This window comes from Arhodomonas sp. KWT, from assembly GCF_010993615.1.
Map to the genome: position 1 here is coordinate 1 of NZ_WNXE01000046.1, position 20,854 is coordinate 20,854.

A 20,854-nucleotide genomic window follows, 5' to 3' on the forward strand; every position below is an offset into this window, starting at 1 on the left:
CGCTTCACGTCCTGGACGCGCTCGCGGTCGGCAACGAGCACCGCATCCGCCGTCTCCACGATCACGGCATCCCGCAGACCCACCGCAGCGACAAGACGCCCTTCGGAACGGATATAGGAGCCCTGGGTATCCTCGGCCACGACGTCGCCGATCAGGACGTTGTCCGTCTCCTCGCTTCGCTCGCCGACGGCGTGGAGCGTCCCCCAGCTCCCCAGGTCGCTCCAGCCGCAGTCCATGGGCACGACCGCGGCGTCCCGCGTGTGCTCCATCACCGCGTAGTCGATGCTCTCCGCCGGGCAGGCCGCGAATGCCGCCTCGTCCAGCCGGATGAAGTCCAGGTCCTCCTGACGCCCGGCCCACGCCGCCGTGACCGCCTCGAGGATATCCGGCCGGTACGCCGCAAGCTCGTCCAGGTACCGCTGTGCGGCGAACAGGAAGATCCCGCTGTTCCAGTGATACCCGCCCTCGGCAAGGTAACGCGCCGCTGTCTGCGCATCCGGCTTCTCGACGAACGCATCCACCGCCTGCACGCCGTCGGCGATGGCCGCACCGCTTCGGATATAGCCATACCCGGTCTCGGGGGCATCGGGAATGATCCCGAACGTCACGAGGTAACCCGAACGGGCGTGATCCATGCCGCGGGAGACCGCGTCGTGAAAGGCACTGACATCCCGTACGAGATGATCGGAAGGCGCGACGAGCAGCACCGCCTCCGGATCCTGTTCGAGGGCCCACATGGCCGCGGCCGCGACCGCCGGCGCCGTATTCCGCGCCGCCGGCTCCAGCAGCATTGCGCCCGGCGCGATGTCTGCGGCCTGGAGCTGTTCGGCGACGAGGAAACGGTGATGCGCATTCGCGACTGTCACAGGCGGCGCACTCTGCGGGACACCCGCAATTCGCAACGCCGCCTGCTGCAGCAGGCTGTTCCCATCAACAAGCGAAATATACTGCTTGGGATGGCGGGCCCGCGAAAGCGGCCACAGCCTTTCCCCGGAACCACCGCACAACAGTACCGGAATTATCGGCTGCACCCCCTGGCTCACAAACGTCACGACTACTGCCGAGCCACTCTACAAAGACGGCTGGCACTCGCTATGTAGCGCATCAAGCCGTTACAGCTTATCGGCGAGTTCATTGGGGGGATTGGGCAGCCCCGGAAACAGCCGCCAAACGATCCGACTCCCCGGGAACAGTACTATCCAAGCCGTGAGCCCGATTAGAAGGAAATACAGCCCCGGCCCACGTCGTGCCACGTACCACCTCTCCAGCTCCCCCTTGTACGGCATGATCAACCGGTCATACAGATCATCCGGATCCTCCACGCCAGCGTAGAGCGATTCCTCACCGCGAAAAACGATGGAGCCGATTCCGGAGAGTCCCGGTCGGACCTTGACGATATCGGCCTGTGCCTCTTCCGGGAAGGCATCAAAACACCGGCGTGTCTGCGGCCGGGGGCCGATAATGCTCATGTCGCCGGTCAGGATATTCAGGAGCTGGGGCAGCTCGTTGAGCTTCGTCTTGCGCAAAAAACGCCCGAACGGAAGGACACGAGGATCATCGGTTACGGTAACCGTACCGGTCCCCATGTTAGGGCTGTTTTTCAACATCGTGGCGAACTTGAGCAAACGGAACGTTCGCCCCCCTTCTCCCACACGGTCCTGACGAAAGAAAACCTCCCCCTCGCCCGTGAATCGAAGGATAAGGACGACAGGAATCAGCAAGGGCGCCAGGACAAGCAGCGCGATCGCCGAAAACAGCATATCCAGTACGCGTTGCATGATCACATCCGCCCATCCAGATATCGGCCCGTTTCTTTATGGGCAAACTCCGGAACCAACTCATTGAAGAGCTCGACGAGACCGCGTTTCTCCCAGCGGCCGGCAAAGCGCAATCTACTGACAGCCCTCAGAAAATAGTCGAGCTTGTCGGCATCGTACTCGGGCGGGTTACGGATCACACCCAGGTTCCGGAAACGCTCCCAGTCCAGGTCCTCGCCATCCGTATAGAACTCTTCGAAGTCCTTCTCACCGGTCGTGTCACTGGCAAAGAAATAGCAGGGCCACTGCCCTTTCGCGGCCATCTCCTCCACGCTGGCACGCGCCTCCACCTCGGTCGAACACGCGACGGCCTCGTAACCCAGCGCGGCGAGATAGCGCACGGCGATCTCGGAGAACGTCGTCAGGTGCAGGCGTTCACTCAGTTTCGGGAAGAAGACATCGCGGTTCTCCCCGAGCATGCAGGAGAGCAGGCAGAGTTCCCCCGACTCCCTGTCCGTGACGAAATAGCGGCGTACATCGTTGGGTGCGGACAACGGCTGCCGCTTTAAGAGGCGTTGATTGAAGCCGTGAAGAAGACTTCCGTCGGAAAAGGCCACATTCGCGAAACGGGCCATGGATACCGGGAGGGTTTCGCTCTCGCGCATCAGGAACAGCTCCATGATCCGCTTGCTCGCCCCCATCATATTCGCCGGGGCCGCCGCCTTGTCCGTGGACACGCAGAAGTACTTACTCGCCCCCTTCTCCCGAGCCCAACGCGCCGTGCGCAGGGTATTCTCGATATTCACCTCGACCATGCGCATGAGGCTGTACGGGTCCTTTTCAGACCGCACATGCTTTAGCGCCGAGAGATTCAGAACATAGTCATAACCACACTCCTCCCGCATGAGTGCGTCGAACGGGACGGAGCCGGCGTCGAGCGCAAATGTGCGGAAATCCCCGTCGATGTAGCCGAGGCTACTCCGCAGGTCCCGCACCAACTCCACCAGGTTGTTCTCGCTGATATCGACCACGTCGAGCGCCGCCGGATTACGGCGAAAGACCTCCCGCACCACCGCCTGGCCGATGGTCCCTGCCCCACCGATGACCAGGAACCGCCCCCCGGCCACCCGCTCAGCGAGTTCGCTTCGGTACCGCGTCAGGTCCTCGTCAAACAACGGCGCCTCGCGCCCGATTAACGAAAGAACGTTCATGCGTTTCCGTTTCCCTTCAGATGTCCAAGTGCGTGGATGCAGCCCGCTTCGCTCCATTCACGCCACTGCTACTGGCCGGCGTGGCAGAGATGGGCCTAACACGTATCCCGCTTACTCGAGGCGGTCAATGATGTCCACGGCGGTGTCCTTGTGCAGGTCGGCTGCCTTTGGCATCCGATAACCAAACCTGCCTATTGAGTCGCCTCCCCCAACACATCCCGGGCGACGTCAGCGATATGGGCCATATCGGCCTCCGTCAACGTGGGGTGCACCACGAACATCAGGCTTGTCTCACCAAGCTCCTGAGCGGCCGGCAACCGCTCGTCAGGACGCAATCCGATCCCGTCAAACGCCTTCTCCAGGTACACCTCTGAACAAGACCCCTGCATGCACGGCACCCCACGCTCCCGAATCGCAGCGGTGACTCGGTCACGATCCCATCCCGCTTTGAGACGTTCGGGCCGGATAAAGGCGTAATACTTGTAATAGGCATGGCCGATATATACCGGCGGTACGGTCAGTCGCAAGGCGGGCTGCCCTGAGAAAGCCTCAGTCAGCACTTGTGCATTAGCACGCCGTTGCGCGCTCCACTCGGGAAGCTTCCGTAACTGAACGCGACCGACAGCGGACTGCATCTCGGTGAGACGCCAGTTGGTCCCGAACGACTCGTGCAGCCAGCGGAATCCCGGCGGATGTTCACGGTTATACACGGCGTCCCAGTCCTTGCCGTGATCCTTATAGCTCCAACCCCGGCGCCACGCGCCCTCGTCCCGGAACAGCACCATGCCACCTTCTCCTCCGGTGGTCATGATCTTGTCCGTACAGAACGAAAACGCCGCCGCGTCGCCAAAGGACCCGACTGGGTGGCCGTTGATCGTGGCACCGTGAGCCTGCGCGCAATCTTCGATCAGCCTCAGATCCTTCTCCCGCGCCAACTCGATAAACCCCGGCATGTCACATGGCCATCCGGCCACGTGGACCGTCATGACGGCGCGGGTACGCTCCGTGAGTACGGCACGCGCCGTTTCCGGCGTAATGTTCTGGCTGACCGGATCGACGTCCGCAAACACGGGTCGTGCCCCGCACATCACGATGCTGGAGGCGGAAGCCAGGAACGTGCGAGGCGTAACGATCACCTCGTCACCCTCTCCGATCCCCAGGGACCGCAGAGCAAGCTCCAGCGCTACGCTGCCATTCGCCACCGCTACCGCATACGGTATGCCGTGGAATGCCGCGAATTCGCGTTCGAACGCCCGTCCCTCCTCGCCATTCCAGTAATTCACGCGCCCTGATGCCAGGACACGTTGTACAGCTTCGATCTCGTCGGCGTCATGACTCGGCCAGGGTCTCATCTTGTTACCGTCCACCAGATATATCGGAGGTCGCTCCGGAACGACCAGTTCTCCACGTACTCCCGGTTGAGACGCACCTTGTCGGGGTAGATGACCTCGCGGTTATACGCCTCCGGGTCCTCCTGCGCAGCCAGTAACATCTCTTCATCGCGATACTTCAGCGTTGCCGGCCCGGTAATTCCTGGCCGGACCGAGAGGATCACCCGGTCCGCGCCCTTAAGCACATCGGCGTAGCCCGGCACGTCCGGCCGCGGTCCGACAAAGCTCATATGCCCGAGAAGTACGTTCCAGAGCTGCGGCAGCTCGTCAATCTTGGTGCGACGGAGCGACCGGCCGAGCGACGTAATCCGGGGATCATCGCGGGTCGTGACAGTCGTATCGACAGTACGCGACGGGCGCATGGTGCGGATCTTGACCACACGAAATACACGCCCGTGACGACCAACACGATCCTGAGTGAAGAAACCGTTGGCCCGAGTGTCTACCGTCGCCGCCAGCCAAGCTAGAACGATCAGCCAGCCGGTGAACAACAGTCCGAAACCCGCCGCGCCGATGTCGAAGCCACGCTTGAGCGTTGCCTGCGGCACCGACAGCCCTCGCGGTACCGACCCGGCCTCAACCGCCTCCGACGTCACACATACCCCATCGCCTGCCGCGTCTCGCCAACCAAAGGTGCCAGCCGATTCACCAGGTCCTCCCCCAGCTCGTGACGACCTCGGCCAACGCTCTTCGCCGAAACATCGCGTACTGCTCTGGCGAGCTGCGCCTCCGACACCTCCAATCCGAGAAATCCGGCGATGCGGGAGAACTCATCCAGCGGGCGGTCCACGAAGTGTTCATAGCGCACACTGCAAACGCGCTCATGCGGCAGTTGTTCAAGGGCGTTGTGCGACATCTCGACGCAGCGCTTCCACTGAAGCGCACATACCTCCTCCAGGGAATATTTTTCCAGCAGGCGCTGCATGCCGTCGAGTTGAGGTCCCCAGAACGCCAGGCGCTCCTCCCCGGAGAAGAGGCGATAGACCCGATTCCAGAAATAGCGAAAAGCATAGTAGGGGAGATCCGTCGCCGGCACGAAGCGCGCCTTCCGCGCCAGATAGGGAATATCCAGCTGCGCCTTCCAGCGCTTCATCGCCGACCCTACCGCATCAAAGCCATCACGGTAGATAAAAAGATAGCGGGCCTGTGGAACCACGCGATCGACGAACGGGACGCGCAACGAGTTCGCACACGTCTTCTCCACGACCGTATGAGCCCGGTATCTGCGTGCTACCCAGTCGAACTGACGACGAATATATTTTGCAATGGTTCCATCTGCCATCGACGGAACAAACTCATCCGACCCGTACCGCACATTCCCATGGCGCCAAATGTAGTTGATCTCGTCGCATGGCCAGGTGGCGACACCCTCGAGCGAGCACAGCACATCCCTAAGCATATTGGTTCCGGAACGCGGCGCACCAATTATAATAACGTCCTGGTGTGTCACTGGATCGAGCGCTCCCTTTCTTTCAAGAGCAGACTGGACCACTTCTCGAGCATCACCGCCTCGGAGAAATCAATAGCCGCCTTCTTCTGAGCCTTGGCGCGCATTTCATCCCGCCAAGAAGGATCATTGGCCAGCTCCGCTAGCAGACGCGCAAGCGCCTCACTGTCTCCCACGGGCACAGCGTAGCCATATCCCTGATTCGAAACGTCCTGGGCCAGCTCGCTCTCTTCTTCCACAGCCACGATCAACGGACAGCCCTGTTCTAAATAGGTCATTGTTTTACTTGGGTATGCGTAGCGGTACATACCAGGCAACAAACTCACGAAACCGGCGTCCACCTCACGCATGACGGCCTTGGCCACCTCAACAGGCTGGTGCCCCAAGAAGCGAACCCTGGCACCACACTTTCGAGCCTTTTCCTCAAGCTCCGCCTTGGCCACGCCGTCACCCATCAGGATGAACTCGACGTCATCGCTTTCCTTAAGCCGCTCCATTGCCTGTATTACCGACTCCAGTCCCTGAAAGCGTCCAATATTGCCGGCAAAAACTACCGTAAAGCGGTCAGGGGAGATTTCGAATGGCGACTCCGTCGGTATCGGTCCTTCCGACGGCAGGCTGAAATTGTTGAGTATCGCGATGGAGAGCCGATCGCCACCAGGCCGTTCTCTTAGTGTCGCCTCCATGTCGGCCGAGAGCACGACAACCGGTTCGGCCCGCCGGCAGCTCCAATTATCCAGCTTTCGAAGCAGACCAAAGACGAAAGGGTGCGCAAACTCCCCGGAAACCCGGCCCACCTCCGGGTGGATATCCATGCAGTGATAGATGAAGCGTGCACCGGTTAGCTTCGCCGCGAGCGCCGCAGCAGCTCCTCCAAGGACCGGAGGTGCAGTCGAAACCATGATGACGTCGTACCGCCGGCTTAAAGTTCGCCAAAGCAGCGCAAGACCAAGTCTCAGCGCATTCACGATACGTACCACCGGCCGACGAACCTCGTTAGGCAGGTTCAGGCGGATGACTTCCACCCCGTCTACATGCTCCCCTTTTGGTCGGCGAACGTTCTCGAGCCCGGCCTTGTAGGAGGGCTGCGAGGACAACACCTCGACCCGGTGACCATCGTCGCGCCAGCGGCAGACAATTCGCCGGAGCATCGACGCATACGGGGGCGCATCCGGCCAGTAGTATCGGTGAACAGCGAGAACTTTCAGCGGAGAGGACTCGCCGCTATCGCCGCTCTCAACTCCAGTCATAGCGGCTGAATTGGTCCATATTTCGCCAGCGGTTGGCCAGCTTGGCCGTACCTGCGATCAGGCGCACAACCCGTTCGGAGGTATTACGTACACGATATTCGGCGGGTATTTCACGCTCGGTGCCGGAGAACACATCTCGGTCGGCCGTCGCGATGCGGACCCCCTCCACCAGCACGCGCCTGTCGAGCCCCGTAAGGGCAATGGCACCGGCATCGAGCGCCTCCGGCCTTTCAATGGAGCGCCTGAGCGTAACCGCGGGAAACCCCAGAATAGAGGCCTCCTCGCTGATGGTTCCGCTATCGGACACGGCGCAGAACGCATGCATCTGCAGATGGTTGTAGTCGAAGAACCCGAACGGTTTGAGAAAGCGAATGGCTTCGCCGCCATCCTCCAATCCCTGTTTCTCCAGGCGATTGCGGGTACGGGGATGCGTAGAGACTACTACCGGATAGTCGAATGCCTCGTTGAGGCCCTTCAGGGCATCCACCACCTTACGGAGGTTGTCCCGGCTATCCACGTTCTCTTCCCGGTGTACGCTGACGATGAAATACTTGCCGCGCTCCAGACCCAGGGTATTCAGGACATCGGACCGCTCGATCTGCGGCAATACATGCTCCAGCACCTCCCGCATCGGCGAGCCGGTCAGATAGACAAATCGGTGCGGCAGCCCTTCGCTGAGCAGATGCCGCCGCGCATGCTCGGTGTAGACGAGGTTGAAATCGGCCAGATGATCGACCATTTTCCGGTTGATCTCCTCCGGAACGTTGGCATCGAAGGAGCGATTGCCGGCTTCCATGTGATACGTCGGTATCTTCATTCTCTTCGCCATCAAGGTGGCGACGGCGCTGTTGGTGTCACCCAGCACCAGCACGGCATCGGGCTTCTCCTTCAGCAGTACCTCCTCCGCCTTGATCAGGATCTCCCCGAGCGTACGCCCCAGCGATGACGTGTCGACGTCGAGAAAATAGTCAGGCCGGCGCACGCCCAGTTCCTCGAAGAATACGTCGTTGAGTTCGTAGTCGTAATTCTGTCCAGTGTGCACGATCTTGTGGTCGACTACCCGATCCAGCGCGGCCATCACCCGGGAAAGACGAATAATCTCCGGGCGAGTACCCAGGATGGTCATAACCTTCATATGCATCATAGACCTGGACAGTTAGCTAACGGGTTCACGATAGGTATCGGGGTTGTCCGGATCGAAAATCTCGTGGGACCAGAAAAGTGTCAACAACTCGCCTCCGCCGACATTCGTTATGTTGTGCGTGTGGAGTGTCGGCATATCCACGAAAGCGGGCTCGGAACCGCTCACGGGAAACTCGATCACCCGGTCATCGAACATCCGTCGCAACCGAATAATGGCCTCGCCCTGGAGAACCAGAAAGCGCTCCACCTTATTGAAGTGGAAATGATCGCCCCGAGTGATTCCGGGCTTCGTAGTCGAGAGAAATGCCTGCCCCCCATGGTCCGTTTTTACACCCTCGAAGAGGGCGCCCCGATTATCGGCATGCAGCTTCAGCGGCCTGGGGTAGTAGTCCGGAAACAGATACGAGCGGAACGTATTGAACAGCCGCAACTCGAAGACATCTCGAAACTCCGGGATAACGCCAGCCCGATAGCGTTCCGCATGCGCCGTTACCGAGTTCAGCATCTCGGACACGCGCATCTCGCGACCCGCCGGACGCTGCTCTCCCGTCCTGCCGGAGCGAATCGCGGCCAACGCCAGCTCCGCCACTTCCTGAGCGTGCAACAGCTCCAGCTGCCCATCATGCGCGATGGAGGGCGTCTCCCCTCGGGCCAACTGATAGCAGAACGTCGAAACCACGGAATTGTAGTAAGGTCGCCCACACTCTCCAAACACATGGGGAAGCACCAGATTGGTAAAGCGCGCGCCTCGCCGATCCGCCCACTCTGCGAAGATCTCGGCGGCCTTCCGCTTAGACTGGCCGTACACGGTATCCTTGTCTATGTGGGTTGACGACGAAAACACCACGTGTGGCGTGACCCCCGCCCGCTCACATGCCGACGTCAATGACTCGGCGAGTCCTACGTTGACCTGACGCATTTCGGCATCGTCCCCGCGATTCATCCCGGCCAGATGGATAACCGCATCGCAGTCACTGACGAAGCGCTCGAGCGCCGTCGCGCTGTCAAAGAGCTCACGTCCAGCAGCCACCACTTCAACACCGTCTTCGGCCTGCAGCCGGCATCTCGTGTGCCAGCCAATGAGGCCTGCGACCCCGGTTACACCAATCTTTACCATGCGTCCTCCAGTCATTTTTTCCCCGCGTACCACTCGTCCAGCTCGCGCCGAACCTCAGGCAGTGACAGGAGCAGCTCCCTAAGTTCCGCATGATCAAGCTGTCGGGTGTTATGAGAATGGTAATCCTCCGTTACTACCTCTTCAGGGTCGCCCTCAGTGAAGTACTTGGAATAGTTCAGGTCTCGGGTATCCAAGCGAATTCGGTAGTAGCCCCCCATATCTTCGGCGCGACGCAATTCCTCGGCGCTGGCGAGCGTCTCGTACAGCTTCTCACCGTGACGCATGCCGATAACCTTTATCTCGCTATCCGCCTTAAACATTTCAATGAGCGTTTCCGCCAGCATGTGTACCGTGCATGCTGGCGCCTTGCGCACAAATACGTCGCCCTGTTCCGCATTCTGGAAAGCGAACTCCACCAATTGTATTGCCTCCGGCAACGCCAGCATGAAACGGGTCATACCGGGCTCGGTGATCGTAATCGGCCGTCCTTCCTTGATTTGTTTTATGAATAGCGGAATCACGGATCCCCGGGAATACATCACGTTGCCGTAACGCACGCACGAGACCGTCGTATCCCCCGGCCCCAGGTCCCGGGTCGCAGCCTGGGCAGTTTTCTCCATCAGGGCCTTGGTCATCCCCATCGCATTGATAGGCATTACGGCCTTGTCGGTGCTCAGGCACACCACGTGGCGGACTCCATGCTCCACCGCAGAGTCCACGACGTTGGCACTGCCTATGATATTTGTCTGCACCGCCTCCAGCGGAAAAAACTCACACGATGGAACCTGCTTCAGGGCCGCAGCATGAAATACGAGATCCACCCCGCGCATCGCCTTGTCCACAGAATGCCGGGAACGCACGTCGCCGATGTAAAACCGCAGTGCCGGGTTCGAGTACTCTATCCGCATCGCTTCCTGCTTTGCCTCGTCCCGGCTGAGAACACGAATATGCTCGCAGCCAAGCGACAAAAGCCGATCTGTCATTTCACGGCCAAACGAACCAGTCCCACCAGTAACCAATACCGTATTCTGTTTCATTTCACTCTACGCACTTGCAAGATCGTTTCATGAAAACTTTCATTGATTATATGGAACAAAACATAACACCAACAAATACCACTGCATGCTCGACGCCGTCTACTATGCACCGTCCCAGCCACTTCAGCTTCAAACATTCTCACCCTCTAACCAGCCTCTGACGAGCCTCCGGCGAATACCTCATTGATACGCTCACGACTTCTTTTTCTCAATGTTCCGGATCGCCCGAAACCTCGGGGTCGCGTGCCGGCATCACCTAGCCCCGTCATTCTTAATACATCAAAACCCGACCACCGACATCCTGCCAAAAGCGATGACATAAAGAAGTAAATATTCGGCCCATATGCCATCCCCTTCGTATTCAGCACAACGCCCAAAACCAACCACATCAACGCAACTCTATTAAAGCCAAACGCCCTAATGCACAACCAACCAATCAACAAAAAAAACAAGAGCACGAACAGCGCACCACCATAATTATACATAATTACCCAACCAATATCAGACATCCTCTCCGCGGCGCCGCCATAAACTATCTCCCCACTACCAAAAATGTGCTGCAAGACCCCGTCATTATTAAAGAATATATGTCTATTAACAAGCGCAGTCACCGTCCGCAACCCTCCGGATTGCAACTCTGCAAAGAAACGCCTAAACACCATTTGACCGAATAGCAGAACGACGGCTGAAACACCAAAAATCGCAAAAACAACTCGACCCGGATTAATTCGACGAAAGAACACACTCAAAAAAATTCCAACAGCAACTAAATTCGAGTTCACAAGCTGCGTCACCATAGTCATCACCGTGACGCCTCTATAACCCAGCACCATAACCGAAACTATCACCATCATAACGGGGCTCATATAATTAACGCCATTTGACAAACCAAATCCGCGCACCTCCAAATTATACGGCCGAAGGTTTACCGACGACTGCCCCATGAGATGATAAAGAAACACCTTCACGTCTTCTGGCCACAAAAAAGTGACCGCCCAAAACAAGAACTGCACAACAAAGGCATCCAAAACAATCTTTCGAAGACGCTCAGTGGAGTTCTGCACATAAAGCACCCCGATCGTGACACCGGGAATTACCGACATACCGATAAGCGACAACGTCCTAACAACGAACGATACGTCAAACTCATGCACACTCTCCAATGTCAGAGTGTCCCACCAGACCGACTGTATCAATAACAACCACAGCAGAGCATAGAAAAGATGCCCTAGACCAAAAAATACCGCACGGCGCAAACGACTATTAATGACCGCCAGACCTGAAAACGCAGCACCAACGCCTAGCGCCAGATACAAACTTCCGTAAAATAGCGAAATCTTGAAAAAGACGATAAAAAATATCGCCTCCCAAAACACCCTCATCACTTCCCCAGAATTCTCTTCAAGTAGGGAACACCAAGCGCATAGGTTAGCCCGTATCTAAGACGTCTACGCCAAGCCAGCCTTCGCCAGTTTTTCATAAGAAACTGGCGCTTTCCTCGCATTTGTCTTCTCGGATCCGCCGTTATCCTTTCGTCGTTATGATGATAAACAGTGACATATATCTCCTCAAAGACGCGCGCGTTTGTATATTCCGACGCCCTCAGAAAGATATCGGTATCTTGCCCCGACACAAGATTTTCGTCCCAGCCCCCAACATCCCTCAAAAGTCCGGCATCAAATATCGCGCAAGACGTATTCACTTGATGGCCAACGCTAGAAAATCTTTCAAACAGCGATTCTCCCTTTGGGGTCACACAAGCTTCTTCGCAGCCATTCACAATAACTGCCGATAACAACACAAGCTTTTCATGCCGACACTCTACTAAATACGCCATTAATTTCTTTACATCCTGAGCCGCGACGTAATCGTCGTCATCGAAAAACCACACCCAACGCGCGCGAACCCCATTTTTAAATCCTATGTTTCTCGCCGCACCGCCTCCGCAATTCTTGTCTTGAAAATACCATTCCACATTCGGATACGTCTTTTTCAGCATTAGATAGCGGTCATCCCATGGTGGACCACTGCTGTCATCTATAACCGCGACAGCGAAGAAATCCCCAATCAAGCCGGCTACGGCCTTGAGCAATCTTTCAAGACGTTCGGGCCGCCTAAACGTTGGCACTACCATTTTTAGCACAGCCTCGCCATCCGGTGACCTTTCAGCCATAAGAAGCCTCCCCTGTTCTCCCAAAACCCCCTCTCAAAGTCTCCTCTCAAATGGATTTTTCTGACTCGTCACCGTTAGAGACATTGAAAACAAAAAAACGATGATAAGGCACCTCAGGCACCCTGTAAGACCGATACAACTTTAATCCTAGCGCTTCAACGTCTGCGACGAATTTCTTTTGTGAATATCCACGTTTATTTACCTCCCAGTAGTGTTGCCCGTCAAACACATGCCGTCGCAGTCGGATTTCCGGAATATTTAGCATGGCCATCTTAAATCCGAAACCGGGAAGACGAAAGCCCATGCCTACGCTCCGCCTTGCGTCCGGTAAAGATAAAATTAATCGTCGGGTCGTAACTCGCCGAACCTCCTTAAGCGCTTTCAAAGCGTCTTCATACTGCATGTGTTCCAGCATTTGAAAACACGCAGTGACCTCAAAAGACCCATTATCGAACGGCATAGCCGTTGCAGAACCAACGTAGTCAGGCCTCAATTCTGAATCGATATCCAACGTTACGACATTAATACCGAACAGTGCCGCAACCGCCTTGAAGACACCTGGACCAGGACCGATTTCTAGTGTCGACCGGGGACTCAATCTCATCAGTTCATCGAGCTGATGCCATACGCTCGCCCACCGATGTTTTCCAAGATAACCGGAGAACCCGTAGTGCTCCTTACTAACTTGTTTTTCGTACACTGTTTTTCTCCCAGTCGCATTTATACGAGGTAACAATAACCCAAAAAATTAGGCACACGTAGGCAACAGCACCAGAAATAGAAAAAAGTGCCACGGCCATTATTTCGTTACTATACACCATTAATCCAACACCTAACGCGGCCACTTTGCCTCCAGTGCTGAATATCTCATAGATCAATAGTCCTCGTTGCAGCCCCAGTACGGGCACGGCCATCACGCTCGGCCGATTAATGAAATTAAAATAATACATCAGGGATAGCCACCTAGCATACTCACCCGCGTCGCTCCATTCCACTCCAAATAGTGTGGCGAATATCCACGGCCCCCAAAAAAACACTACTGCGAAAGGCATAAGCCCCACAACTCCTAGCCCGCACGTGGCTTTAAGCAACAGCGGGGACGCGCTTTGTTTACGCTTATTAACTTCCGCGAAATATGGGTAAAATACTCGCCCCACGGATTCAGCTAACAAGCTCGAGGGGGCACCCATTATACGTTTACTCAGTGCATAAAACCCTGCAGCGGACGGCCCCACAAGCGTAAATAAGAACAACACTGGGACGTTCTGTGACGCCGCATTTATTACGTTCTGTGGCGCTCTATATAATGGAAAATCTCGGTATTTATACGCGAGATCGTATAGTGAATACCGCGATTTTTTATTACGAACAATTTCCGGGGGGATTCCTTGCGGTAGCGCCCCGAAGCCTAGCATCAAAGCATGAGCACCTATCCCTATAACGTAAATAGTGATTAGGGCACCAGAAGAAGGGTAGAAAAGACCTATTGCCGATACTGACGCGTTCACGAAAAGAGCGTGGAGAATGGCCGCTCTGGCTGTCTCTCGGAACGCCTTTTGACGCACTAACCACTGCTGTGCCGTTTGCATCCACCCTGAAAATAACAGCGCAAGCACAAATAGAGGCCAAAAGGTTTCGAGTTTGTCTGCGTTAATCACTCTAAAAATCGAGTCACCGACACAATACAACGCCAAAGCTAAGAGAATTGCGAGACCAATAGAAACATTAAAGGATAGACGTGCCACACCCCATGCATCGCTTTCATTCTTCGGTAAGACAACGGACACCGGGTAAGCTAACGCAGCCAGTGGAATAACGGTAGCGGCGCTTGCTAAAAATGTACCCAAAAGCCCATACGTCTCCGGTCCATACAAGCGGGTTATGATAGGTGCGAAGGATAGGTTTATTAGTTGGGCACCGGTGGTTCCCGACGTAACGACGGCGACGTTCCGGAGAAACGTACTGCTCAGCAGGTTGGTGACTGGCTTTCTCAACAGGTAGTCCAGATTTTTTTACACAATGGAGCATTAATATGGCGGGGCGACTTCCGCCGGAGGTGCCACGTTGGTGATGGCGTTCCGACGCGGGCGTTCAAAAGTGCCGATGCCTTCGTCGCCTACCTGAGGTTGGACGTACGCCTGCGCCAATCCGGGGGCTACGAGGGTCAGTCCAAGCTAACCAAGCAGGGCGAGAGCGAATACCGACGGCTGCTACACAACGCCGCCCGGGCCGCCGCCCGCCGGGATCTCAAAGCCTACTACGAGCGCCTGCGCGAGCGCGGCTTCCAGCCGACCCAGGCCCATGTTGCTCTCTCCCGCAAGCTCGCGCGCATCGCCTTCAGCCTGATGAAAAACCAAACCACTTATGACCCGAGCAAAATCGCCGCGGCCGCTTGACACCGGACATAGAATCTCTCCCATAAAGGGCGAGGGGCCCGGAGTTTCCGTAGGTTGGCTGCTCCTGGCAGCCAACGTCCTAATACGGCGCATCGGGACCGGGAATGTCGGCTGCCTTGAGCAGCCGACCTACGTACTGCCCCTTTCGTCGCATACCGCCGGTGGCCGCGCACGACCATCGCGATGGTGTTCCGTCAGTGGGCACGCTGTTCAATGGCGTGCGCCAGATCCCTGAAGTCCCGGTAGCAATTCTTGACCGCCTGGACGTGCGAGCCGATGGCTCCGTCGGCGGGCTTAAGGTGGAACATAGGCTTGCGGGCCTCCTGGGCCATGGGCATGAGGCTGCGGTAATCCTTGAGCGCGGCCAGGCATTCCGGGTCGTCATTCACTCGCAGGGTCTCGCGGTCTCTCTCGTCCAGGACGTACTGGTGATAGGTCCGCGGGATGCGGTCCATCCACTTGCCGTAGGCCTTCACGGGGCGGTCCAGGCGCACGGAATGCTGCATGACGACATAGCCGATCGGGTTCATGTGGCCTTCGGGAACCTCCATGCCGGGCGGGCACTCGTTGAGCCGCTTCCGCCAGTCCTTGCGCCAGGTGCGCAGGGTGGGACCGAGGTTCTGCAGACCCTTGAGGGAGAAAAGGTCCGGCCCGAGCGGCACGACCACGTGATCGGCCGCGATCAGGGCGGCGCGGTTGATGGCGCCCAGGTTGGGGCCCACGTCGACCAGGGCCAGGTCCGCGTCGCGCTTGGCGCCGGCCCGTCGGATGACCTCGGCGAAGGCACCGATCACGCGGAAGGCGCGCCGGTCGCCGTCCAGGCACCGCGGCCACTGCTGGGAGAGCTCGTCCTCGAAGCCGGAGAGGGCGAGATCCCCCACCAGCAGACCGATGTCGTCGACCTCTTCCACGTACGGCTCCTCGATCCCGCCTTCGCCTTCCAGTAGGGGGCGAATGGGCGCCAGGGCGGTGTGGGTGCTCCGCCCCTCCGGCCAGAAGGTCTCGAGCCGATCCTCTTCCAGGAACATGGTGGAGAGGTTCGCCTGGGGGTCGAGGTCGGCCGCCAGGACGGAGCGGCCCTGGTCGGCGAACATCCAGGCCAGGTGGTAGACCAGTGCGGTCTTGCCTACCCCGCCCTTGTTGTTGAAGAAGGCAATGGTCTTCATTCGGCAGCCCCCACGGTGACGGCCAGGTAGGTGGGCTCGAAGTGGAACAGCGGCTCGGGGTTGCCGTTCTCCCGCAGGTGGCGCCTGGCCAGCGGAATCCCGAAACCGAACCGCTGCACATAGCCGAGGATGTGCATGGCCTCCGCCAGGAGGGGGTTGCGATAGTCGGTCACGCCCTGGCCGAAGTTCTCCCGGGTGACTTGGCCGTAGAGCCCGCCGGGATTGTGGATTTCGATGCGGTCGTTGAACCAGTAGATCCGCACCGGGGCGTGCGTCGCCTCGTAATCCCGGTGGATGAGGGCGTTGCGGGCGAGCTGGCGCAGGGCGACGATGGGATAGTCCGGCCGGCGCTGCTCCCGGGGTGCGGCCCCGATGTCCACCGCAACCTGAACATGAACGTCGAAGAGCTCATCCAGCTGGGCCATGACGCCCGGCAGGGCGCCCGCCAGGGTCTTTGCGTCCTTGATGGGATCGGCCAGCTCGGCGCCATCGATCCGCAGGAACTGGACGTAGGCGCCGGGAATATGGGCGGCCGGGTCGTTACCGAGGACCAGGAGGGCACCGTTGTTGGGTTCGTCGTTCGTTAAAAAACGCAGGGAGCGAAGCTGATCCTCGGTGGTGCGCTGGTTCTCTTCGAGCACCTCCGGGGAAACGGCGTTGGGGAGATACTCCCGCCGGAAGTAGTCGAGATCGAGATCGGCGAGGCCCGTACCCACCGCGGGGCGGTGATCGAAGGGCCGGTCTCCGCCCCGTCGCCGCTCTGTGAGCCGCCGCTCCTGCTCCGGCGTGGCGCGGTGGTTGGTGGTTCCCACCCGCACCCACGTCTGGCCCTGGTAGCGAACCGGCGGCTCGGCGTGCGGCCGGACTTCGACGATGATGACCGGGCAGTCGTCCAGGTCCCGGTGATAGATCTCGACGTCCGGCAGGGGGAGAATATCACCACCATGGGCCCAGTTGGCGAGCTTCTGCTGGGCTTCGTCCAGGTCAGGGAGGCCGCGACAGGCGCCGTCGTCCGCCAGCCCGATCAGGATTACCCCGGGTTCGCCGCCGCCCGCCAGGTCATTGGCGAAGGCGCAGATCGCTCGGCGAATGGCGTGACCCTGGGCGGTGGACGGCTTCAATTCCACCCGCTCGGATTCCCCGCCCTGTTTGAGGGTCAGCAGCGCCTGCTCAGAGAGCATGATTCACGGCCTCCATGGTGCGCATTCCTGTCACAACCCCGCCCCTGCAGCGCACCGCGGCAGCAGGGGTTTCGCGTCGAAGCGCACGGCATTCCCCGCCCCGGCTTCCGGATGACCTCGGCGCCCATCTCGGGGAGTTCCCGATGGATGCACGGCGAGGATGGTGGCGCCGACGGTGCTGAAAGCCGGCGCGGTTGCTTTCGCGGTGATGTCGTGCTCGTGCTCGAACTCATTTCCGGTCCAGCATATTCTCCCAGAATGTCGACTCGATGAGGTGCCCGGGCACGCTACCGCCTGGGATGCAGCGATCCCATCGTTTAAGTTGCTGATTTTTTGGACCCCTGTATCCGTCCGCACACGGCCTTTGGCCGTGCACGACCTACGGGGCGGGACGCCCTCGCCCCTCTCCCGTCCACGGAGAGGGCTCGAGGAGCCGTCTCCCGTCCACGGAGAGGGCTCGAGGAGCCGTGCACCGATTGTCCGTTGCACCGCCGCGCTGTCCAGTACATCGCCGTAGGTTGGCTGCTCGCGGCAGCCAACGTCCTGATGCGGCGCATCGGGACGGGGCATGTCGGCTGCCTTGAGCAGCCGACCTACGTACTGCCAACATCACACGTCGCACCGCACCGGAGACGTCGGCTGCCTTGAGCAGCCGACCTACACGCCCGCCGACCTACATACCTCTGTCGTTGCTGTCTCCGCCGGACGACACGTCGCCCTGCCCGGCCACCTCGGCACGCAGGGTCTCGATCTCCGCGAGCAATTCGCGGTGCTCACGCTCCTTGCGGCGGAGAAAACGCACCGCCAGCGCTGCCTTCTCGCTCGCGCCCTTGGGCGTGAGGGTGTAGAGATAGGCACGCTTGTTCGGGTTACGCCGGAAGTTCTCCGCCTTCACCAGACCACGGTCGATGAGCGCACGCAGGCAGTAGTTCGTCCGCCCGAGGCTGACGCCGAGCGCGCTGGCGAGCTCCCGCTGGGTAAGCTCGGGGTTTGCCTCGAGCAGGCGCAGGGCCTGCAGGCGTAGCTCGTCTGATGCCATGGCCGTGTTCAGTGGCTGAACGATGATCGACTTATTGAACGTGTTGTGGCCCGCGATTGCAAGGCCTGGCCGACTGGGCCGCTCCCGGCGCGCCACGGCCGGTGCCTTCCGTGACGCCGTTCGGTGGGTGGGGCACGGAGGGGCGAGATGATGCCCCACCGGCATGTTCTCGTGCCAGTGCCAAGCGCTCGCTGGATGCGGGCGCCGCCGGTCTGTCGCGGTGGCCGCCGGACCACGCTTGGCGCAGGCCCATAGTGCGTTCGTCACCGGCAGTGGCGCGTTGGAGGGGCGTCGCCGGCCCTGGGCCGCCGGGCTATTTCGCCGGGGGCACGTGGGGCCATACCGTGGTGGCGAGTGGGGCCACGCCGCATACGGCCGGTCGCCGCGCCTACGAACACGGTTTGGGCTGGAGGTCGGCCGCTGGGCAGCCGCCGACGTATGGCGAGGTGAGCCGCGGGCGCGAGCCGCCGATGAGACCGCGCGCCCGGGGACCGCTGCGCGGCCTTGCGGCGAGGCGGCGGTGCCCTGGATGGCCCGCTGTGCTAGGCTGTAGCCCTCATCCGACAGGACGTCGGTCCCCCGGGCAAGGGACGTGCCCCCCATGAACCACGATCAGAACTTCAAGAACCTCATCCTGGACTACCCGCTACAGGCGCTGCGCTTCTTCGCCGCGGAGGAGGCCGCCGCGGTGGACGAGGGTGCGCGGGTCGTGCCGATCCGCCAGGAGCAGCTCCAGGAGCGCCTGGGCGAGCGTTTCCGCGAGCTCGACGTGCCCTTGCTGCTCGAATGGCCGGATGGGCGGCGCGAGGCGGTGCTGTTCGCCCTCGAGGAGGAGAGCGCGGGGCGGCGGTTCAGCATCCACCGCCTTGCGCACTATTGCCTGGACCTGGCGGCGCTGTTCGACACGGCGAGGGTGGTGCCGGTGGTGATCTTCCTGGGCGGCGGCGGGGCGGCGCCGGCGGCGCTGTCGCTGGGCGGTGATCGCCACCGCTACCTGCATTTCCGCTATCTCGCCTGCGACCTCTCGCGCCTCGAGGCGGCGCGGTATCTCGACAGCGACAACCTGGTGGCGCGGCTGAACCTGCCCAACATGGCCTACCCGCCCGGCGAGAAGTTGCCGGTCTTCGCGCAGGCCCTGCGCGGCCTGCTCGGCCTGGAACCCGACCCGGAGCGGCAGGCCAAGTACCTGGATTTCATCGACATCTATGCAGCGCTCGATGATAATGAACGCAAGGAATTCGAACGGCGCTACGCCGACGAGGTAGAGGTGATGAACGCATTCGCCGAGCGGTTCACCCGGCAGGGAATGGAACAAGGGATGCGCCAGGGGATGCAACGGGGCGAGGCGGCGGTGCTCATCCGGCTCATGGAACGCCGCTTCGGGGCCTTGGCGCCGGTGCATCGCGAGCGCATCGAGGCCGCGGACGCCGAGACGCTGCTGGAGTGGTCCGAGCGCATCCTCACCGCCACCCGGCCGGAGGACGTGCTGGAATAGCGGTGGCGGTGCGGTCGGCCGCTATCGAGTGGCCGGGCCTGTCAGGTGCCGCGGTCAGCCGCAGGGGATGTCGCACGCCTGCGGCGCACGACCTACCCGGCACGGGGGTGCCCCGGGCGTAGATCATGCACGGCCACCGGCCGTGTGCGACGTCCCAACAGTTCCGGTAGGTTGGCTGCTCCTGGCAGCCAACACCCACGCCCGGCACCCACCGCGAGCAACGTCGGCTGCCTTCGAGCAGCCGACCTACAGCCCAGCTACGGCCTCCCGGAACGGGTAGGTCGTGCACGGCCGAAGGCCGTGTGCGACGTCCCAACAGTGCCGGTAGGTTGGCTGCTCCCGGCAGCCAACACCCCAACCCGGCGCCCACCGCGAGCAACGTCGGCTGCCTTCGAGCAGCCGACCTACAGCCCAGCTACGGCCTCCCGGAACGGGTAGGTCCTGCACGGCCAAAGGCCGTGTGCGACGTCCCAACAGTTCCCGTAGGCTGGCTGCTCCCGGCAGCCAACATCCGCGGCCGGCACCCGCCGCGAGCAACGTCGGCTGCCTTCGAGCAGCCGACCTACAGCCCGGCTACGGCCTCCCGGAACGGGTAGGTCGTGCACGGCCAAAGGCCGTGTGCGACGTCCCAACAGTTCCGGTAGGTTGGCTGCTCCTGGCAGCCAACACCCCAACCCGGCGCCCACCGCGAGCAACGTCGGCTGCCTTCGAGCAGCCGACCTACCGCTGCCTCGGTGACGCTTGGTCAACGGCTCTCGTCTGTATACGGCCGCAGGCCGTGTGCGGCATCCCGGGGGCGGCCGGACCTGGCACGCTGTCGTACCGCCTCCGGTAGGTTCGCTGCTCCCGGCAGCCAACATCACCATGCCGAGGCATTGGAGCGGGGAATGTCGGCTGCCAGGCGCAGCACCCGTAGGTCGTGCGCCGAAGGCGTGCGACATAGACCTACGGAAGATGGGGTATCGTCCGGCACAGGTCAGGCGCGCGACGTCTCGGGCGGTGGCGGGGGATGTCGCACACGGCCTTTGGCCGTGCACGACCTACCGGAGGT

Annotated in this window: 19 protein-coding genes; 2 read left to right on the forward strand and 17 right to left on the reverse strand. The window is 60.0% G+C overall.

What is annotated here, in order from left to right; all coding sequences use genetic code 11:
• From G7A99_RS09350 to G7A99_RS09415, 14 genes are all read right to left on the reverse strand, one after another.
• Window positions 1–1,052, reverse strand: a 1,052-nt coding sequence (locus G7A99_RS09350; protein WP_371807608.1) for a mannose-1-phosphate guanylyltransferase/mannose-6-phosphate isomerase, incomplete at its 3' end; no start/stop codon positions are given.
• 60 nt (window positions 1,053–1,112) lie between these two features.
• Window positions 1,113–1,778 (reverse strand): sugar transferase, encoded by a 666-nt coding sequence (locus G7A99_RS09355; protein ID WP_163139718.1) that lies wholly within the window; start codon window positions 1,776–1,778, stop codon window positions 1,113–1,115.
• A gap of 2 nt (window positions 1,779–1,780) precedes the next feature.
• The gene (locus tag G7A99_RS09360; RefSeq protein WP_163139720.1) at window positions 1,781–2,968 is read right to left on the reverse strand and encodes a UDP-N-acetylglucosamine 4,6-dehydratase; all 1,188 of its coding nucleotides are present in this window, start codon (window positions 2,966–2,968) and stop codon (window positions 1,781–1,783) included.
• Between the two features lie 191 nt (window positions 2,969–3,159).
• Window positions 3,160–4,320 carry a DegT/DnrJ/EryC1/StrS aminotransferase family protein gene (locus G7A99_RS09365; protein ID WP_163139748.1) on the reverse strand — a complete coding sequence of 387 codons (1,161 nt, stop codon included), beginning with the start codon at window positions 4,318–4,320 and terminating at the stop codon, window positions 3,160–3,162.
• Window positions 4,317–4,874 (reverse strand): sugar transferase, encoded by a 558-nt coding sequence (locus G7A99_RS09370; protein WP_163139750.1) that lies wholly within the window; start codon window positions 4,872–4,874, stop codon window positions 4,317–4,319. Before G7A99_RS09370 ends, G7A99_RS09365 begins: the two co-directional genes overlap by 4 nt.
• Before the next feature lie 77 nt (window positions 4,875–4,951).
• Window positions 4,952–5,851, reverse strand: coding sequence for a sulfotransferase (locus G7A99_RS09375; RefSeq protein WP_371807609.1), 900 nt, complete (start codon window positions 5,849–5,851; stop codon window positions 4,952–4,954).
• Complete coding sequence (locus tag G7A99_RS09380; RefSeq protein ID WP_163139724.1) at window positions 5,806–7,056, reverse strand: glycosyltransferase family 4 protein; 1,251 nt, start codon at window positions 7,054–7,056, stop codon at window positions 5,806–5,808. Before G7A99_RS09380 ends, G7A99_RS09375 begins: the two co-directional genes overlap by 46 nt.
• A complete protein-coding gene (wecB, locus tag G7A99_RS09385) occupies window positions 7,043–8,182 on the reverse strand; it encodes a non-hydrolyzing UDP-N-acetylglucosamine 2-epimerase (RefSeq protein ID WP_240466217.1) in 1,140 nt (379 codons plus the stop codon). The genes G7A99_RS09380 and wecB overlap by 14 nt, the downstream gene beginning before the upstream one ends.
• Window positions 8,183–8,212: 30 nt before the next feature.
• Window positions 8,213–9,316, reverse strand: a complete 1,104-nt coding sequence (locus tag G7A99_RS09390) for an NAD-dependent epimerase/dehydratase family protein (RefSeq protein ID WP_163139728.1) — start codon at window positions 9,314–9,316, stop codon at window positions 8,213–8,215.
• A gap of 11 nt (window positions 9,317–9,327) precedes the next feature.
• The gene (locus G7A99_RS09395; protein ID WP_163139730.1) at window positions 9,328–10,353 is read right to left on the reverse strand and encodes an SDR family NAD(P)-dependent oxidoreductase; all 1,026 of its coding nucleotides are present in this window, start codon (window positions 10,351–10,353) and stop codon (window positions 9,328–9,330) included.
• 146 nt (window positions 10,354–10,499) lie between these two features.
• Entirely contained in the window at window positions 10,500–11,735 is a 1,236-nt protein-coding gene (locus G7A99_RS09400) for a hypothetical protein (RefSeq protein WP_163139732.1), read from the reverse strand.
• On the reverse strand, window positions 11,735–12,526 hold the full coding sequence (locus G7A99_RS09405) for a glycosyltransferase family 2 protein (RefSeq protein WP_163139734.1): 792 nt from the start codon (window positions 12,524–12,526) through the stop codon (window positions 11,735–11,737). The genes G7A99_RS09400 and G7A99_RS09405 overlap by 1 nt, the downstream gene beginning before the upstream one ends.
• Before the next feature lie 46 nt (window positions 12,527–12,572).
• Window positions 12,573–13,226 (reverse strand): class I SAM-dependent methyltransferase, encoded by a 654-nt coding sequence (locus G7A99_RS09410; RefSeq protein ID WP_163139736.1) that lies wholly within the window; start codon window positions 13,224–13,226, stop codon window positions 12,573–12,575.
• Complete coding sequence (locus G7A99_RS09415; RefSeq protein WP_240466218.1) at window positions 13,207–14,520, reverse strand: lipopolysaccharide biosynthesis protein; 1,314 nt, start codon at window positions 14,518–14,520, stop codon at window positions 13,207–13,209. Before G7A99_RS09415 ends, G7A99_RS09410 begins: the two co-directional genes overlap by 20 nt.
• On the opposite strand from G7A99_RS09415, the gene G7A99_RS09420 reads away from it, so the two are divergent.
• Window positions 14,437–14,922: a transposase gene (locus G7A99_RS09420; RefSeq protein WP_163139740.1), complete on the forward strand. Its 486-nt coding sequence runs from the start codon at window positions 14,437–14,439 to the stop codon at window positions 14,920–14,922. The genes G7A99_RS09415 and G7A99_RS09420 overlap by 84 nt on opposite strands.
• Before the next feature lie 194 nt (window positions 14,923–15,116).
• Here the strand turns inward: G7A99_RS09420 and G7A99_RS09425 are convergent, their stop codons facing one another.
• From G7A99_RS09425 to G7A99_RS09435, 3 genes are all read right to left on the reverse strand, one after another.
• The gene (locus G7A99_RS09425; RefSeq protein WP_163139742.1) at window positions 15,117–16,088 is read right to left on the reverse strand and encodes a ParA family protein; all 972 of its coding nucleotides are present in this window, start codon (window positions 16,086–16,088) and stop codon (window positions 15,117–15,119) included.
• Complete coding sequence (locus G7A99_RS09430) at window positions 16,085–17,269, reverse strand: ATP-binding protein (protein WP_163139744.1); 1,185 nt, start codon at window positions 17,267–17,269, stop codon at window positions 16,085–16,087. The genes G7A99_RS09425 and G7A99_RS09430 overlap by 4 nt, the downstream gene beginning before the upstream one ends.
• Before the next feature lie 673 nt (window positions 17,270–17,942).
• Complete coding sequence (locus G7A99_RS09435; protein WP_163139746.1) at window positions 17,943–18,308, reverse strand: MarR family EPS-associated transcriptional regulator; 366 nt, start codon at window positions 18,306–18,308, stop codon at window positions 17,943–17,945.
• Between the two features lie 601 nt (window positions 18,309–18,909).
• Between G7A99_RS09435 and G7A99_RS09440 the strand changes: the two genes are divergently transcribed.
• Window positions 18,910–19,803, forward strand: coding sequence for a DUF4351 domain-containing protein (locus tag G7A99_RS09440; RefSeq protein WP_018718426.1), 894 nt, complete (start codon window positions 18,910–18,912; stop codon window positions 19,801–19,803).
• Window positions 19,804–20,854 lie beyond the last annotated feature (1,051 nt).

What these genes read in the sequence shown, in the direction of transcription:
- G7A99_RS09355 (WP_163139718.1), bottom strand. Translation starts at nt 1,778, where the DNA reads ATGCAACGCGTACTGGATATGCTGTTTTCGGCGATCGCGCTGCTTGTC.
- G7A99_RS09360 (WP_163139720.1), bottom strand. Translation starts at nt 2,968, where the DNA reads ATGAACGTTCTTTCGTTAATCGGGCGCGAGGCGCCGTTGTTTGACGAG.
- G7A99_RS09365 (WP_163139748.1), bottom strand. Translation starts at nt 4,320, where the DNA reads ATGAGACCCTGGCCGAGTCATGACGCCGACGAGATCGAAGCTGTACAA.
- G7A99_RS09380 (WP_163139724.1), bottom strand. Translation starts at nt 7,056, where the DNA reads ATGACTGGAGTTGAGAGCGGCGATAGCGGCGAGTCCTCTCCGCTGAAA.
- wecB (WP_240466217.1), bottom strand. Translation starts at nt 8,182, where the DNA reads ATGACCATCCTGGGTACTCGCCCGGAGATTATTCGTCTTTCCCGGGTG.
- G7A99_RS09390 (WP_163139728.1), bottom strand. Translation starts at nt 9,316, where the DNA reads ATGGTAAAGATTGGTGTAACCGGGGTCGCAGGCCTCATTGGCTGGCAC.
- G7A99_RS09395 (WP_163139730.1), bottom strand. Translation starts at nt 10,353, where the DNA reads ATGAAACAGAATACGGTATTGGTTACTGGTGGGACTGGTTCGTTTGGC.
- G7A99_RS09400 (WP_163139732.1), bottom strand. Translation starts at nt 11,735, where the DNA reads ATGAGGGTGTTTTGGGAGGCGATATTTTTTATCGTCTTTTTCAAGATT.
- G7A99_RS09405 (WP_163139734.1), bottom strand. Translation starts at nt 12,526, where the DNA reads ATGGCTGAAAGGTCACCGGATGGCGAGGCTGTGCTAAAAATGGTAGTG.
- G7A99_RS09425 (WP_163139742.1), bottom strand. Translation starts at nt 16,088, where the DNA reads ATGAAGACCATTGCCTTCTTCAACAACAAGGGCGGGGTAGGCAAGACC.
- G7A99_RS09430 (WP_163139744.1), bottom strand. Translation starts at nt 17,269, where the DNA reads ATGCTCTCTGAGCAGGCGCTGCTGACCCTCAAACAGGGCGGGGAATCC.
- G7A99_RS09435 (WP_163139746.1), bottom strand. Translation starts at nt 18,308, where the DNA reads ATGGCATCAGACGAGCTACGCCTGCAGGCCCTGCGCCTGCTCGAGGCA.
- G7A99_RS09440 (WP_018718426.1), top strand. Translation starts at nt 18,910, where the DNA reads ATGAACCACGATCAGAACTTCAAGAACCTCATCCTGGACTACCCGCTA.